Raw genomic sequence first — 15,531 nt, forward strand, 5'->3', positions numbered from 1 at the left:
GTGTGGCCGGGAGGTCTCACCGCACAGCTATCGCCGCCCCGCGACGTGCGATGCCTGCCGATGCCGTGAGCGGGCATGCTAGACACGTTCGGTCAACCCGGAACCATCCCGATGCAGTCCCACCCGCTTCGCCTCGCCGCTGCCGCCGCCGTGCTCGCCACGGCCATGCCGGTCCAGGCCGCCGACTTCCCGTCCGCGCCGCCGGCCGCCTATGTCAGCCCTGTGAAGCCCCTGAGCATCGTCTCCGAGGTCCGCATCGGCGGCGCCGTGCAGGATCCCGGCAGTGCCGAGCACAACACCAGCAACATCAACGGCGAGATTCTGTTCTCCAAGCCGCTGGTGAGCGTCGATCCGTTCTGGCAGGCCTTCGTGCCCCGGGCCACCGTCGGCGGCAGCTACAACTTCGGCGGCCGCACCAGCTACGCCTATATCGGCGCGACCTGGACCGTGGATCTCTTCCCGCAGACCCTGAACAACATCGTCTTCCTCGAAGGCTTCTTCGGCGCCGGCGCCCATAACGGCTACACGGGCCCGAAGCCGACCGCCCCGGCCGGGTTCAACACGCTGGGCTGCAACCCGCTCTTCCGCGAGGCGGCCGCCCTCGGCTTCCGGCTCACCGAGCACTGGAGCATCATGGCCACCGTCGAGCACATGTCGAATGCCGGCCTCTGCGCGAACAACCGCGGCCTGACCAATTTCGGCGGCAAGCTCGGCTACACCTTCTGAGTTCGCCGCGCTCGCATCCGCCGTGAGCCTCAGGGGCCGGTTCCGCCGATGCGGAGCCGGCCCTTCTCATTCCGATTCAGCGACTCCCAGCGGCGGCAAACTGCGCTAGGTTCCCGCTCCTGCAGGCCTCACTTGCCAGCCCCGCTCAGGATCGGACGCCATCGTGGTCACCCTCAACCGCATCTACACCCGAACCGGCGACAAGGGCTCGACCGCCCTCGCCAGCGGCGAACGGCGCTCGAAGGCGGATCTGCGGATCGAGACCTACGGCACCGTCGACGAGACCAATGCCTGCATCGGCCTCGTGCGGCTGCATGCCGATCCGCGCCTCGACGCCATGCTGAGCGCGATCCAAAATGACCTGTTCGACCTCGGCGCGGACCTCGCAACACCGGAAAGCGCCGAGCCGCCGAAATACGAGCCGCTGCGGATCGTCGCCGCGCAGGTGCAGCGGGTCGAGCGCGACATCGACGCGCTGAATGCCGACCTCTCGCCCCTGAAGTCCTTCGTGCTGCCCGGGGGATCGCCGGCCTCGGCCGCTCTGCATCTTGCCCGGACGGTGTGTCGGCGGGCCGAGCGCCTGGCGGTGGCCCTGGCCGCCACCGAGGGCGAGATCGTCTCGCCGGAAGCCCTGCAATACCTGAACCGGCTCTCGGACTTCCTGTTCGTGGCAAGCCGGACCGCCAATGCCAACGGCGCCGACGACGTGCTCTGGGTGCCGGGCAAGAATCGCTGAGAGCCAGGCATTCGGAATACCACGGAGCTGCGGGCCCGGGGCCGTGCGGCCGGTCCGCAGCGCCGGACGACACTCGCCGGGGCGGGCGGCGGCGGGGCGCGTTGACAAGGCGGAAATGGGGCCGTTACGGTCCGCCGCCTCAATGACCAGGGTTCTGGACATCCGGGTTTCCCGGAGGTCCTTTGCGCGCCGCGCCGGCCTGGTCGAAAAACATTATCCGCGCGGAGGATTGTGAACGCCATGAAGGTTCTGGTGCCCGTCAAGCGGGTCGTCGACTACAACGTCAAGATCAGGGTCAAGGCCGACGGTTCGGGCGTGGACCTCGCCAACGTCAAGATGTCCATGAACCCCTTCGACGAGATCGCCGTCGAGGAGGCGATTCGCCTGAAGGAGAAGGGCAAGGTCACCGAGATCGTCGCCGTCTCGATCGGTCCGCAGCAGGCGCAGGAGACTCTTCGGACCGCCCTCGCCATGGGCGCGGACCGGGCGATCCTGGTGAAGACCGACGGCGTGGTCGAGCCGCTGGCGGTGGCCAAGATCCTGAAGGCCCTGGTCGAGAAGGAGGCCCCCGGCCTCGTCATCCTCGGCAAGCAGGCCATCGACGACGATTCGAACCAGACCGGCCAGATGCTGGCGGCCCTCCTCGACTGGCCCCAGGGTACTTTCGCTTTCAAGCTCGAATTCGGCGAGGGCGCGATCGACGTTACCCGCGAGATCGATGGCGGCCTCCAGACCGTGACCCTGACCCTGCCGGCCATCGTCACCACCGACCTGCGCCTCAACGAGCCGCGCTACGCCTCGCTGCCCAACATCATGAAGGCGAAGAAGAAGCCCCTCGAGGAGCTGGCCCCCGATGCCCTGGGCGTCGATGTGACCCCGCGGGTCACCGTGCTCAAGACCGTGGAGCCCGCTGGGCGCAAGGCCGGCATCAAGGTCGGGTCCCCGGCCGAACTCGTGCAGAAGCTGAAGGGCGAGGCCGGGGTCCTCTGAGACCCCGCCCCGCCGATGGCTTCAAGACCCCGCCGCGCCGACGCGGCGGGTGAGACGGGGTCCGGGACCCTCCTGCTGATCGATTTCGAGGTTCGCACACCATGGCCACCCTACTCCTCATCGAGCACGACAACGGCGCGGTCCGCGACGCGAGCCTGAAGGCTCTGACGGCCGCCGTCGCCCTGGGCGGACCCGTGCACGCCCTCGTGGCCGGCGCCGGCAGCCGCCCCGCCGCCGAAGCCGCCGCCAAGCTCGACGGGATCGAGAAGGTGCTGCTGGCCGAGGACGCCACCTACGACCACCTCCTCGCCGAGCCGACGGCCGCGCTGCTCGTCGCCCTGGCGGAGCCCTACGACAACGTCGTCGCGGCGGCCTCCACCACCGGCAAGAACGTGCTGCCGCGGGTGGCCGCCCTCCTCGACGTGGCGCAGATCTCCGACATCATCAGCGTGGTCTCCCCCGACACCTTCGAGCGTCCGATCTACGCCGGCAACGCGATCCAAACCGTGCAGGCCGGTACCGGCAAGAAGGTAATCACCGTCCGCATGGCGGCCTTCAAGCCCGCCGGCGAGGGCGGTGCGGCCGCCCCGATCGAGCCGGTCCAGGCGGCCGCCTCCTCGGGCAAGTCGAGCTTCAAGGGCGAGGAGATCGCCAAGTCCGACCGTCCCGAGCTGGCCGCAGCCAAGATCATCGTGTCCGGCGGCCGTTCGCTGGGCTCCTCGGACAAGTTCAAGGAGCTGATCGAGCCCCTGGCCGACAGCCTCGGCGCCGCCGTGGGCGCCTCCCGCGCCGCCGTCGATGCCGGCTACGCCCCGAACGACTGGCAGGTCGGGCAGACCGGCAAGGTGGTGGCACCGGAGCTCTACGTCGCGGTGGGCATCTCGGGCGCGATCCAGCACCTCGCCGGCATGAAGGACTCGAAGGTCATCGTCGCCATCAACAAGGACGAGGACGCACCGATCTTCCAGGTGGCGGATTACGGCCTCGTGGGCGACCTGTTCCAGATCGTCCCCGAGCTGCAGGCCGAAATCGCCAAGGCGAAGGGCTGAGGCGGAACAGGCACGTCAGGCCGGTGCGCGCCGCGCGCGCACCGATCGCCCGGTACGGATGGCCTTCCAGCGTGGAAATGCTCTAGGACGCTGCTGCCGCGAAACGTTATAAGCGAGACGGGCGTCCTCGGCGGCCGGGCGGGACCCGGACCGCGACGGCGGGACGACCCAGGGGTGCGAGTGCAGACGATGGGCATCGATATCAGGACGGTCGGCATCATCGGCGCCGGGCAGATGGGCAGCGGTATCGCGCATGTCTGCGCGATGGCGGGGCTCGACGTCCGCCTGAACGACCGCGACCCGGCCCGCATCCACAACGGCCTCGCCACCGTGGACGGCAATCTCGCCCGACAGGTGGCCAAGGGCACCATCGCGGACGATCAGCGCCGCAGCGCGGTCTCGCGGATCGTGGCGGCGGAGAGCTTCGACGACCTTGCGCCTTGCGACCTCGTCATCGAGGCGGCCACCGAGGACGAATCGACCAAGCGCCAGATCTTCAGCACGCTCTGCGCGTCGTTGAAACCCGAGGCTCTGATCGCCACCAACACATCGTCCATCTCGATCACGCGACTCGCCGCCTCGACCGATCGGCCGGAGCGCTTCATCGGCATCCACTTCATGAATCCGGTGCCGGTGATGCAGCTCGTCGAGCTGATCCGCGGCATCGCCACGGAAGACCCGACCTACGAATCGGCCAAGGCCTTCATCGCCAAGCTCGGCAAGACGTCGACGATGTCGGAGGATTTCCCGGCCTTCATCGTCAACCGCATCCTGCTGCCGATGATCAACGAGGCGATCTACACGCTCTACGAGGGCGTCGGCTCGGTGGAATCGATCGACACCGCGATGAAGCTCGGGGCGAACCACCCGATGGGGCCCCTGCAGCTGGCCGACTTCATCGGCCTCGATACCTGCCTGTCCGTGATGCAGGTGCTCTACGAGGGACTGGCCGATTCGAAGTATCGGCCCTGTCCGCTGCTCGTGAAATACGTCGAAGCCGGCTGGCTCGGCCGCAAGTCCAAGCGCGGCTTCTACGATTATCGCGGCGAAACGCCCGTGCCGACCCGCTGAAGCGGACCGGCACGGACGACCTTCAGACTTACTGCTTGTTGCCGTTCGCGGCCGGCTGGGCCGGGCTCGGATAGGCCGGGTTCGCGGCCGGAACCGAACCGGTGTTCGACGACGACGTCGCGTTCGACGAACCCTTCACGGACCCCGTCACTTCCTGGCGGGAGGCGTCTTGGCTCTGGCTGGCGTAGTCCTTGGGCGAGTTCGCGCCCTGCCAGGTCATCAGGCCGGTGATGGCGATCGCGAGCAGCACGAGGCTGGCCACGAGAACATAGAGTACCGGCTTGCCGCGCTTGCCCTGCCGGGCTTCCTGACCGTGTAGATTCTCTGCCATGCGATCCTCGCTTGAACGGTCCGAAGACCGATGTTTCGACCCGAGCACGGATTCCCGTGAATCCTGCCCGTGATTCTAGCTCGGGTCTGAAACGCGACGGTCGAGAGCGGAGTTCCCGCCGAGGTTCGACCTAGCGGCCGGTCACCAGCATGATCTTGCCGAGATGGGCGCTCGACTCCATCAGTTCGTGCGCCTTGCGGGCCTCCTCCAACGGGAAGGTGGCGTGGATCACCGGGCGGATCGTCCCGGCTTCGAGCAGCGGCCAGACGCCCCGGGCAAGGCCTTCCGCAATCGCCGCCTTCTCGGCCTTCGGCCGGGCTCGGAGCGTCGCGCCGGTGAAGGTCAGGCGCTTCATCATGATCGGGGTCATGCTGAAGGCATCGACCTTGTAGCCCTGCATGAAGGCGATCTGTACGAGGCGCCCCTCGATCGCCAGGGCCGAGAGGTTCTTGGCGAGGTACGGCGCCCCGACCATGTCGAGGATGACGTCGACGCCGTTGCCGTCGGTGAGGCGCTTCACCTCCTCGACGAAGTCGGCCTCGCGGTAATTGATCGCCGCCTCGGCGCCGAGGTCGCGGCAGAAGGCGCACTTCTCGGCTGAGCCGGCGGTGGCGAAGACGCGGGCGCCGTGATGCTTGGCGATCTGGATGGCGGTCGATCCGATGCCGCTCGATCCGCCATGGACGAGGAAGGACTCGCCGGCCTTGAGCCGCCCGCGCTCGATCACGGTGCTGTAGACGGTGAAGTAGTTCTCCGGCAGGCCCCCGGCCTCGACCAGCGAGAGCGACGCGGGCTTCGGCAGGCATTGGCCGATCTCGGCCACGGCGAACTCGGCGTAGCCGCCGCTGATCACCAGGGCGCAGACCTCGTCGCCGACCGAGACGCGGGAGACGCCCTCACCGAGGGCGACGATGCGGCCGGCGACCTCGAGGCCGGGGATCTCGGTGGCGCCCTTCGGCGGCGGGTACTTGCCCTCGCGCTGCTGGATGTCCGGCCGGTTGATCCCGGCGGCGACGACCTCGATCAGCACCTGGCCGGGCCCGGGCTGCGGCAGCGGCACCGTCTCCAGGGCCAGCACATCCGGCCCGCCGGCAGCGGTGAAGCGGATCTGTCGCATGGTCTCGGGCAGGCTGGCTGTCATCGGGGTCTCCTCCTGGAAGCCCCGTCATGTGCCGCCCGGCTGGTACTTGGCAAGATCACGGCTTGGCAAGATCACGGCTTGGCAAGATCGCGGCTTAGCAAGATCGCGGCTTGGCGAGATCACGCCGCGCGGGCGGCGCTCAGCGGGTGCCGTACATCCGGTCGCCGGCATCGCCGAGGCCCGGGACGATGTAGCCGTGGTCGTTGAGGTGGCTGTCGATGGCGGCGGTCCAGACGGGGACATCCGGGTGGGCGGCCTGCAGGCGGTCGATGCCCTCCGGGGCCGCGAGCAGGCAGACGAAGCGCAGGTCCTGCGCGCCGCGCTGCTTCAGGAGGTTGATCGCCGCCACCGCCGAGTTCGCGGTCGCGAGCATCGGGTCGAGCACGAGAACCGTCCGGTCGACCAGATCGGAGGGCGCCTTGAAGTAGTATTCCACCGCTTCCAGAGTCTCGGGGTCGCGGTAGAGCCCCACATGCGCCACGCGGGCCGAGGGCACCAGGGACAGCATGCCGTCGAGAAAGCCGACGCCGGCCCGCAGGATCGGCGCCAGGACCAGCTTCTTGCCGGCGATCTGCGGCGCCTCCATCGACTGGATCGGCGTCTCGATCGTCACCGTCTCCAGGGGCAGGTCCCGGGTGACCTCGTAGGCCAGCAGCATGCCGATCTCGTTGAGGATCTGGCGGAAGCCCTTGGTCGAACGCTCGCGCTGGCGCAGCAGGGTCAGCTTGTGCTGCACGAGGGGGTGGTCCACCACCCGGACGGTCGCGGCGGCTGGCTGCATCGCTGGATCTCCATGAAGCCGAGGTCTGATCCTGGGCGGCGGGAGACCGAGGCAAGACCGGGACCGGATCTCTAGAGCATCGTGGGATTGCGAGCGAGGTCTTCGGACGGATTGCGCCCGGCAAAAAGGGCTCCCGACCTGCGCCGGAAGCCCTCGCGTCATTCCATTTCGGCGGAGAGGTCGCTCAGACCGCGCGGGTGGCGTCCGCGCTGCGGCGCTTCTGCATGAAGGCGTCGAACTGCTCGCGGTCCTTGGCCCGCTTCAGCTCCTCGACGAACTCGGCGAAGGCGCGGCTCTCCTCCTGCAGGGCCCGGCGCTGCGCATCGAGCCGCTCGATCTCGCTGCGGCGGTAGGCGTCGAAGGCGAGGTTGCCGGTGCTGCCGCCATTGGCGGACTCGAACGCCGCGGCGAAGCGCGAGCGCGTGGCGCTCGCGTTCCACGAGGAGCCGCGGCCGGCGAGGCCCCGCAACTCGCTGAGCGCGGGATACCCCGCGACCTTCCAGGCGATGTAGGCGGCGGCTAGGGGCCACCAGTAGACGAAGGCGACGACGATGGCGCCGATTTCGAGGGATCGCTTGGGGAAGGGGCCGCTACGGCAGACCTTCCCGGTGGTGAAGGGGGAGGAAGAGAAGCTCACGGCTCACGGCTCCAATGTAAATGTGAACGACATTCACTTGCGGATGGAGCGACGCGCTTTCAAGGGGCGCTCAATCGGTCAGGCCTGTTCGCGCGTCCGGCCGCCGGCTGCTGCGCCGTGGACGAGGGCGAGCACGCCCGCGCGCAGCAGCTCGTACTTGTCCGGCATGCCGGCGGATTTCGGCAGGTGTCCGGACGCGGAGAGGGTTGCGAGGCCGTGTGCGAGGGCCCAGACCTCCAGGGCGATGAACCGAGGCGCGACGCCGCCGAACCCCTCGGGAAAGGTCGCCTGAAGGGCCTCCACCAGGAGGTCGAACGGGCTCGGTCGGAGGCTCGGCACTGCGTTCGGTTCGGCAGCGGCGAGGCCGCGGGTCTCAAAGATCGCCGCGTAGTAACCGGGTTCTTCCTCGGCGAAAGCCAGATAGGCCTCGCCCATCCGGGTGAACCGCTCCAGCGGCGTGCCCTTGGCCGTGAGGGCGCGGGCGAGGCGCTCGGCGAGGTCGGCGAAGCCGCGGCCGGCCACCTCTTCGAGCAGGGCCTCGCGCCCGCGGAAATGGCGGTAGAGCGCCGCCGGCGTGACGCCGACGAGGCGGGCCGCATCCACCAGCGTGAAGCCGCCGATGCCGCGCTCGGCGATGAAGCGGCGTGCCGCCTCGATCAGCGCCTCCTTGAGGTTGCCGTGGTGGTAGCTTCGCCGGTCACCCGGTCCTTCGCGCCAATGCCGCACGCCAAACTCCCCGCCCCCGCTCCGCATCGACAGGACCGGTCGTGTCGGCCGAAGGTTCCCCGTCTCCCCTTCCCCTAACACGAAGGGATCGGCTGACGAGACCTCCCCGGGGCCACGGAGGTCGAATCCCGTCGGGTTTCCCGTATCCGACGGGCAGATCACGGGATTCCGTCTCGAAGACGCTTGTCGGGCGCGAAGCTTTGCCCCCATGATATTTACGAAGTAGAAACCTTGGGCTGTGGATCACGAGCCGTGCGGGAGTCGACGGGACAGGGTGATTTCGAAACCCTGACGGACCTCATCTACGAGGCGGCGATCCTGCCTGAGCTGTGGCCTGCGGTCCTGGACCAACTCGCCGCCATCGCCGGCGCCCAGGGAACGGTCCTGATCGCGGCCGATCTCGAAACCCATCGCTGGATCAACAGCGAATCCCTCGATCAGGTCATGGCCGATTTCGCCGCCGGGGGCTGGAGCAGCGCCGGTCAGCGCACGGCGAAGCTTCTCGCCGCCCGCCATGCGGGCTTCATCCGCGAGCAGGACGTCTACACCCAGGCCGAACTGGAGCAGGACGTCCTGATCCAGCAATTCCTGCGTCCGCGCGGGCTCGGATGGGGTGCCGCCACCGCCTGCCCGCTGACCACCGGCGACACGCTGATCTTCAGCATCGAGCGGCGCTACACGGACGGTCCGGTCCCGCAGGCCGCGACGGTGGTCCTCGACACCCTGCGGCCGCATCTGGGCCGCGCGGCCCTCGTCTCGGCCCGGCTGAAGCTGGAACGGGCACGCGCCGCGGTGGGCGCCCTTGAGGTGCTGGGCCTCCCGGCGGCCGTCCTCTCACGCCACGGGCGCCTGCAGGAACGCAATGCGAGTTTCACCGGCCTCGTGCCGCGGGTGGTGCGCGATCAGCGCGAGCGGGTCGCCCTTGCCCATCCCGGTGCGGACGCCCTCATGGCGAACGTGCTCGCCGGTCAGCGGGCGCAGGCGGCGCGCTCCATTCCGATCCCGGCCGACGACGACCATCCCGCCATAATTCTCCACCTGCTGCCCATGCGCGGGCAGGCCCAGGACGTCTTCGGTGGCGGCACCCTCCTGATGATCGCCGCCCCGGTCCTGCCGCGTCCCGTCCCGGGCACCGAATTGCTGGCCGGTCTGTTCGACCTGACGGCGGCCGAGGCGCGGATCGCGCGGGGCATCGCGGACGGCGTCACCATCGCGATCCTCGCCGCGCAGCAGAGCGTGCGGCCGGAAACCATTCGCGGTCAGGTCAAGGCGATCTTCGCCAAGACAGGTGTGACGCGCCAGGTCGACCTGGCCCGGCTGATCTCGGGCCTCAGCCTGATCCGGTGACGGCGGAGGTCACCGGGCGTCCCGGCCGCCGCCCACCCGATTCGCCGCCAGGGCGCGGAACAGGATGACGTTCGAAAGATCATACTGGACGGTGATCTCGGCGCCGTTCGCGGTCGGCGCGACGCTGTCGGGTAAGGGCGCCGGGGCCGGATTGATCAGGCAGGCGATCATCCGATCGCTCGTGCCCCGCTGCACGTGTCGCGCAACCCGCCGGCGCATCCATGGCGCCATCGTCCATCTCTCAAGCATGACCGCCCTCGCCCGTGGTTTGGAGAGTATTCAAGCGTGGGGTTGGGCGGCCTTCATCCCCCATTTGGGGGAAAGCGGGAATTCCTTCGCGGGAAATGTAACTTTAAAGCGATTCCTTCGGGGGAGGCCCTAGAGCCGAAAGAGGGAGCCCGCCCGCTCCAGGGCCGCCTTCTTGGCGTGCCGCGCCGCCTCCAGCCGCTCCACCTCGGACCGCAACAGGCGGATCCGCTCCTCGAGATCCTCGACCGACAGCGTGTCCAACGGTTCGCCGACCCGGTGAGCGATGGTCTGCCGGATGGCTCGGTCGTCCTCGTCGCGCATGGTGCTCCCCTCTCGTCCGTCAGTGCCAGCCCGTCCCCGCATCGAGGCGCGCGACCCCGAGATGCTGCGCGAGGGTCGCGCCGATATCCGCGAAGGTCTCGCGTCGGCCCAGGGACCCCGGCGTGACGCTTGGGCCGAAGGCCAGCACGGGAACCTGTTCCCGGGTGTGTTCGGTTCCGCCCCAGGTCGGATCGTTGCCGTGGTCCGCAGTGATGATGCAGAGGTCTCCGGGACGCAGCACGTCGTGGATCTCGGGCAGCCGGGCGTCGAAGCGTTCGAGTTCGGCGGCGTAGCCGGGCACGTCCCGGCGATGGCCGTGCTCGGTGTCGAAGTCGACAAGGTTGAGGAAGACGAGGCCGCCCTCCGGCAGCGCCGCGAATGCCGTCAGCGCGGCATCGAGACACGCGGTGTTGCCGCCAACCTTGATCTCCTGCCCGGTCGCCCGATGGGCGAAGATGTCGCCGATCTTGCCCACGCTGACGACGCTCCGCCCTGAGGCTCGGAGCACGTCCAGGAGGGTCCGGCCGGGCGGTTCGACCGCATAGTCCTTGCGGTTGGCGGTGCGCCGGAACCCGTCCTGCGCGCTGCCGACGAAGGGCCGGGCGATGACTCGGCCGACCCGGTAGGCGTCGCAGAGCTCGCGGGCGATCCGGCAGGTGTCGTAGAGCCGCTCCAGCCCGAAGCTGTCCTCGTGCGCCGCGATCTGGAACACGCTGTCGGCGGAGGAGTAGCAGATCGGCCGGCCGGTCCGGACATGCTCGGCGCCCAGGCTGTCGATGATCGCGACGCCGGCGGCGTGGCAGTCTCCGAGGATGCCCGGCAGGCCGGCTCGCGCGATCAGCGCCTCCGTCAGCGCGGCCGGGAAGGTCGGGACCGCGACGGGGAAGTAGCCCCAGGGCTCGCGGACCGGCACGCCGGCGATCTCCCAGTGACCCGAGGGTGTGTCCTTGCCGGCGGCGACCTCGACCGCGTGGCCGTAGGCGCCCGTCGGGGCGCCGGGGATCGCGAGACCGGGCGGCACCGCGCCGGTCGCGCCCATCGCCGCCAGCCCGAGGCCGAGGCGGGCCAGGTTCGGGAGTGCCAGGAGGCCCTGCCGCAGGCCAGCCCGGTCGCCCCGCCCCTCGGCGCAGGCGCGGGCGATGTGTCCGACCGTATCGGACCCGGCATCGCCGTAGCGAGCGGCATCCGGCGCGCCGCCGATGCCGACGGAATCGAGCACGATGAGGAAGGCGCGCGGCATGCCCGTTCCCCTCAGGCCGGGATCGGATCGGCGACGGCGTCGCTCTGGAGATCGAAGGCGGCGGCGAACAGCGCCTGGGTGTAGGCGGTCTTCGGCGCGGCGAAGATATCCTCGGCCGGGCCCTCCTCGACGACGCGGCCGTTCTGCATCACCAGCACGTAGTTCGCCAGCGCCCGCACCACCTTGAGGTCGTGGCTGATGAACAGGTAGGCGAGCCCGCGCTCGCGCTGCAGGTCGCGCAGGAGGGTGACGATCTGGGCTTGGACCGAGCGGTCGAGGGCAGAGGTCGGTTCGTCCAGGACGACGAATTTGGGCTTGAGCACGATGGCCCGCGCGATGGCGATGCGCTGCCGCTGGCCGCCGGAGAACTCGTGCGGGTAGCGGTTCATGGTTGCCGGATCGAGGCCGACATCGTCGAGGGCCTTGGCGACGACCGCCTGCCGCTCGGCCCGCGTCTTGACCGCGCCCTGGACCACCAGCCCCTCGGCGACGATGTCCGCCACTGTCATGCGCGGCGAGAGCGAGCCGTAGGGGTCCTGAAAGACCACCTGCATGTCGCGTCGGATCGGGCGCATGGCGGCGGGCGGCAGGCCCGCGATGGAGCGGCCGAGGAACACGATGGGGCCCTCGCAGCCGGTGAGGCGCAGAAGCGCCAGGCCGAGGGTGGTCTTGCCCGAACCGGATTCGCCGACGACCCCGACGGTCTCGCCGGCCCGGACCCGCAGGGACACCCCGTCCACCGCCTTCACGTGGCTGGTGGTCCGGCGCAGCCAACCCTCGCGGATCGGGAACCAGACCTTGAGCGGGCCGGCCTCCAGGAGGCGCCCGGCATCGGGGGGAACCGGGTTGGCCCGGCCCTTCGGCTCCGAGGCGAGGAGGCGGCGGGTGTAGTCGTGCTGCGGCCGGGCGAAGATCTCCGCCACCGGGCCGGCCTCGACGACGCGCCCGGCGAGCATGACGCAGACGTTGTCGGCGATGCGCTGCACGATGCCGAGGTCGTGGGTGATGAACAGCATCGCCATGCCGAGGCGCTTCTTCAGGTCGGCCAGCAGTGTGAGAATCTGCGCCTGGACGGTTACGTCGAGGGCGGTGGTCGGTTCGTCGGCCACCAGCAGGTCGGGCTCGCAGGCGAGCGCCATGGCGATCATCACGCGCTGGCGCTGTCCGCCCGAGAGCTCGTGCGGATAGGCGTTGAGGCGGCGCTCGGCGTCGCGCAGCCCGACCAGTTCGAGCAGTTCGAGGATGCGGGCCCGCGCCTTGCGACCGGACAGTCCGCGATGCACCTCCAGCACCTCGCCGATCTGCCGCTGGATCGTGTGCAGCGGGTTCAGGGAGGTCATCGGCTCCTGGAACACCATGGTGATGTCGGCGCCGCGGATGCCGCGCAGGCGCTTCTCCGGCAGGGTCAGCAGGTCTTCGCCCTTGAACAGGATGCGGCCGCCCGGATGGTAAGCGCTGCCGTCGAGGAGGCGCAGGATCGAGAGGGCCGTCACCGACTTGCCCGAGCCGGATTCCCCCACGAGGGCCAGCGTCTCTCCGGCCGTGATGGTGAAGCTCACGCGATCCACGGCGCGGGTCTCGCGCTCCCGCGCCCGGAAGGCGACCGACAGGTCCTGAACGTCGAGGAGCGTTTCGGGCATCGAGGCCTGTTCTGCAGCGGGGCGGAATTCGCCAGCACGCGGGTTATAGCGTGGGCGGACGGGATCGGCGAACGCGGATGCGACGTGGTCGGGGGCGTTTGTAATTGATCGTCGGCGCGCACGCTCTACAACCCGGACCGTGACCTTGCCCCTTCGCCGTCTCTCCGCCGCCCTGCTGTCCCTCCTCCTCGGTGTCCTAGCCCCAGGGTCGGCTCGCGCCGCCGCCGAGGGCGCGACGGAGACGGTCGAACAGGCCCTGTGCCGCCTCATCGAGGGCTCGGCCAAGGCCCGCGGCCTGCCGGTGCCGTTCCTGACGCGCCTGATCTGGCGCGAGAGCGCCTTCCGGGTCACCGCCGTGAGCCCCGTGGGCGCGCAGGGCGTCGCCCAGTTCATGCCGGGTACGGCCCGGGAGCGCGGCCTGACCGATCCGTTCGATCCCGAGCAGGCGATCCCGCACGCGGCTCATCTGCTCGCCGACCTCAACCGGCAATTCGGCAATCTCGGGCTGGCGGCGGCGGCTTACAACGGCGGGCCGGGCCGGGTCTCGGCCTGGCTCGCGGGCAGCGGCGGCCTGCCCACCGAGACCCGGAACTACGTCCTGGCGATCACGGGCTCGCCCGCGGAGGCCTGGCGCCCGGGCGCGGCGATCGAGATGCCCGAGGAGGACGCGCCGAAAGCGAAGGACGGTTCGACCAAGACGCAAGAGACCAAGATGCCGGAGACCAAGACGCCGGAGACCAAGGATCTCGGACCGAAGAAACCCGACGCCATGGCTTCTGAGCCCGGGGCCAATTCCGAGACCAGCTGCCTCAAGGTGACGGCGGCGCTGCGCATTCCGTCGCGCGGCGACCGGTTCGCCCTCGGCGGAAACGAGGGGCCGGCGGCGCCCTGGGGCATCCAGCTTGCCGGAAACTTCTCGAAATCGCTGGCGCTGCAGAGCTTCGCGCGAACACGGAAGCTCTACACAAGCGTGATCGGCGACGTTCGTCCGATGATCATCGGCACCCGCCTGCGCAGCCGCGGCACCCGCGCCTTCTACCGCATCCGCATCCCGGCCCAGAGCCGGGAGGCCGCCGACGGCCTGTGCGGGCGCATCCGGCAGGTGGGCGGCGCCTGCCTCGTCCTCAGAACCTGATCGGGACGCCAAGAACCTGAGGACCCGCTTCGCACCGCGACGCGACAGGTCGCCACGAATCGACCTCGCGCCAGGAATCGCGATCGCGCCATGAATCCGCCGCGCCGGCCCTATCACAGGGGGCTCGCCCCCCAACAGAGAGATGCATGACCCGGGTTCTTGCCGTCCTTGCCAGCCTCGCCGGACTCGCGCTCGTCGCGCTCGGCATCACGGCCTGCTCCCCCCTCGCCTTCTTCGACGCGATCGGTCCCCGGGACCAGGGCGGACGGATCAGCCTGAAGGACGCCGCGTTCGGCGCCCATCCGCGCCAGCGCCTCGACGTCTTCACCCCCGTGGCCGGCCCCACCGGCGCCCCCGTGCTGGTGTTCTTCTACGGTGGCTCTTGGAAGAACGGCGCGAAGGAGGACTATGCCTTCGTCGGACAGGCCCTCGCGGCGCAGGGTTTCGTGACCGTCCTGCCGGATTACCGGCTCTATCCGGAGGTCCGGTTCCCGGACTTCCTCGACGACGGGGCACAGGCCCTGGCGTGGGTCGAGCGGAACATCGCCGCCTATGGGGGCGACCCGAGCCGGGTGGTCCTCGCCGGGCATTCGGCCGGCGCCTACAATGCGGTGATGCTCGCGCTCAACCCGTCCTACCTGCGCCGGGCCGGCGTCGATCCGCGGGTGATCCGGGCGGTGGCGGGCCTGTCCGGTCCCTACGACTTCCTGCCGCTGGATGCCGGCACCGCCACGGACTTGTTCGGCGAGGCCCCCGACACGGCAGCGACCCAGCCCATCACCTTCGCGGGCCCGCACTCGCCGCCGGCCTTCCTCGCCTCCGGCGACGGCGACACCACCGTGCGCCCTTCCAACACGCGCAGCCTCGCCGCGCGGCTGCGCGCTGCCCGCGTACCGGTGCAGGAGCGGATCTATGCGGGGCTCGACCATGCCGACACCCTACTGGCGCTCTCCGTGACCTTCCGGTCGAAGGCCCCCGAGCTCGCCGAGATGGCGGCCTTCCTGCGCCAGCACGCCGGTGAGCGACCGCAGCAGGCGCGGATGGTGCCCCGCTAGGATCTGTCGGGGCGCAGCTAAAACCGGTTATCCCGAAACGACAGACGACAAGACAGATTCCAGGGGCTCAGGCGCCGCGCAAGGCGTCCCGCGTCTGCCGGTGGTCCGGCGCATCGGCGAAGGCCCGGCGCATCGCCGACCAGAGCGGCGTGCGCGCGAGGTTCTCATCCAGCGGCAGGGCACGCTGGAGCAGCCCGTCGGGGCGCCGGCGCTCGGGATTGGCGTTGAGCCAGGTGTTCCGGTTGGTGATGTCCCAGGTGAGGACGTTGAGCACCGCCGCCTCGTCCAGGACCACGTCGAGGAAGCGGCGGACCAGGTCGGACACCGCCCGGTCGCGGGCATTCAGGTCGGCGGGG

17 protein-coding genes and 1 pseudogene are annotated in these 15,531 nt (G+C 69.7%); 8 read left to right on the plus strand and 10 right to left on the minus strand.

The genetic code is table 11. The annotated features are described in order from the left end of the window. Positions 1–165: 165 nt before the first annotated feature. The 5 genes from ASF20_RS12925 (at position 166) to ASF20_RS12945 (ending at position 4,572) form a co-directional block, all read left to right on the plus strand. The gene (locus ASF20_RS12925) at positions 166–726 is read left to right on the plus strand and encodes an acyloxyacyl hydrolase (protein ID WP_244472653.1); all 561 of its coding nucleotides are present in this window, start codon (positions 166–168) and stop codon (positions 724–726) included. A gap of 163 nt (positions 727–889) precedes the next feature. Next, entirely contained in the window at positions 890–1,462 is a 573-nt protein-coding gene (locus ASF20_RS12930; RefSeq protein ID WP_056222640.1) for a cob(I)yrinic acid a,c-diamide adenosyltransferase, read from the plus strand. Between the two features lie 240 nt (positions 1,463–1,702). Next, complete coding sequence (locus tag ASF20_RS12935) at positions 1,703–2,452, plus strand: electron transfer flavoprotein subunit beta/FixA family protein (RefSeq protein WP_056274741.1); 750 nt, start codon at positions 1,703–1,705, stop codon at positions 2,450–2,452. A gap of 101 nt (positions 2,453–2,553) precedes the next feature. After that, a complete protein-coding gene (locus ASF20_RS12940; RefSeq protein WP_056274743.1) occupies positions 2,554–3,501 on the plus strand; it encodes an FAD-binding protein in 948 nt (315 codons plus the stop codon). 189 nt (positions 3,502–3,690) lie between these two features. Continuing rightward, entirely contained in the window at positions 3,691–4,572 is an 882-nt protein-coding gene (locus tag ASF20_RS12945; RefSeq protein ID WP_056274745.1) for a 3-hydroxybutyryl-CoA dehydrogenase, read from the plus strand. 28 nt (positions 4,573–4,600) lie between these two features. Here the strand turns inward: ASF20_RS12945 and ASF20_RS12950 are convergent, their stop codons facing one another. The 5 genes from ASF20_RS12950 to ASF20_RS12970 form a co-directional block, all read right to left on the minus strand. Then, positions 4,601–4,903 (minus strand): hypothetical protein, encoded by a 303-nt coding sequence (locus tag ASF20_RS12950; RefSeq protein WP_056222648.1) that lies wholly within the window; start codon positions 4,901–4,903, stop codon positions 4,601–4,603. A gap of 130 nt (positions 4,904–5,033) precedes the next feature. Further along, positions 5,034–6,044, minus strand: a complete 1,011-nt coding sequence (locus ASF20_RS12955; RefSeq protein ID WP_056274746.1) for an NAD(P)H-quinone oxidoreductase — start codon at positions 6,042–6,044, stop codon at positions 5,034–5,036. A gap of 139 nt (positions 6,045–6,183) precedes the next feature. Then, on the minus strand, positions 6,184–6,825 hold the full coding sequence (upp, locus tag ASF20_RS12960) for a uracil phosphoribosyltransferase (protein WP_056274748.1): 642 nt from the start codon (positions 6,823–6,825) through the stop codon (positions 6,184–6,186). 184 nt (positions 6,826–7,009) lie between these two features. Next, positions 7,010–7,462 carry a DUF2852 domain-containing protein gene (locus tag ASF20_RS12965; RefSeq protein WP_056274750.1) on the minus strand — a complete coding sequence of 151 codons (453 nt, stop codon included), beginning with the start codon at positions 7,460–7,462 and terminating at the stop codon, positions 7,010–7,012. 78 nt (positions 7,463–7,540) lie between these two features. Then, positions 7,541–8,188, minus strand: a complete 648-nt coding sequence (locus tag ASF20_RS12970; protein ID WP_056222983.1) for a TetR/AcrR family transcriptional regulator — start codon at positions 8,186–8,188, stop codon at positions 7,541–7,543. Positions 8,189–8,440: 252 nt separating this feature from the next. Between ASF20_RS12970 and ASF20_RS24080 the strand changes: the two genes are divergently transcribed. After that, the gene (locus ASF20_RS24080; protein WP_056274752.1) at positions 8,441–9,535 is read left to right on the plus strand and encodes a helix-turn-helix transcriptional regulator; all 1,095 of its coding nucleotides are present in this window, start codon (positions 8,441–8,443) and stop codon (positions 9,533–9,535) included. 9 nt (positions 9,536–9,544) lie between these two features. Here the strand turns inward: ASF20_RS24080 and ASF20_RS24085 are convergent, their stop codons facing one another. From ASF20_RS24085 to ASF20_RS12990, 4 genes are all read right to left on the minus strand, one after another. Beyond that, complete coding sequence (locus ASF20_RS24085; protein ID WP_156389656.1) at positions 9,545–9,706, minus strand: hypothetical protein; 162 nt, start codon at positions 9,704–9,706, stop codon at positions 9,545–9,547. Positions 9,707–9,913: 207 nt separating this feature from the next. Beyond that, complete coding sequence (locus tag ASF20_RS12980; protein ID WP_056222663.1) at positions 9,914–10,105, minus strand: DUF1192 domain-containing protein; 192 nt, start codon at positions 10,103–10,105, stop codon at positions 9,914–9,916. A gap of 19 nt (positions 10,106–10,124) precedes the next feature. Continuing rightward, positions 10,125–11,345, minus strand: a complete 1,221-nt coding sequence (locus ASF20_RS12985) for a phosphopentomutase (RefSeq protein ID WP_056274753.1) — start codon at positions 11,343–11,345, stop codon at positions 10,125–10,127. 11 nt (positions 11,346–11,356) lie between these two features. Further along, positions 11,357–12,985 carry an ABC transporter ATP-binding protein gene (locus tag ASF20_RS12990; protein ID WP_056274755.1) on the minus strand — a complete coding sequence of 543 codons (1,629 nt, stop codon included), beginning with the start codon at positions 12,983–12,985 and terminating at the stop codon, positions 11,357–11,359. A 145-nt stretch (positions 12,986–13,130) separates the two neighbouring features. On the opposite strand from ASF20_RS12990, the gene ASF20_RS12995 reads away from it, so the two are divergent. Continuing rightward, entirely contained in the window at positions 13,131–14,120 is a 990-nt protein-coding gene (locus tag ASF20_RS12995; RefSeq protein WP_056274757.1) for a lytic transglycosylase domain-containing protein, read from the plus strand. Between the two features lie 146 nt (positions 14,121–14,266). Next, positions 14,267–15,175, plus strand: a complete 909-nt coding sequence (locus ASF20_RS13000) for an alpha/beta hydrolase (protein WP_056274759.1) — start codon at positions 14,267–14,269, stop codon at positions 15,173–15,175. A 67-nt stretch (positions 15,176–15,242) separates the two neighbouring features. On the opposite strand, the pseudogene ASF20_RS24990 reads toward ASF20_RS13000, so the two are convergent. Then, positions 15,243–15,531 (minus strand): annotated as a pseudogene (locus ASF20_RS24990) (endo-1,4-beta-xylanase); the annotation flags it as partial.

The organism is Methylobacterium sp. Leaf88 (assembly GCF_001422795.1).
Classification (GTDB): domain Bacteria; phylum Pseudomonadota; class Alphaproteobacteria; order Rhizobiales; family Beijerinckiaceae; genus Methylobacterium.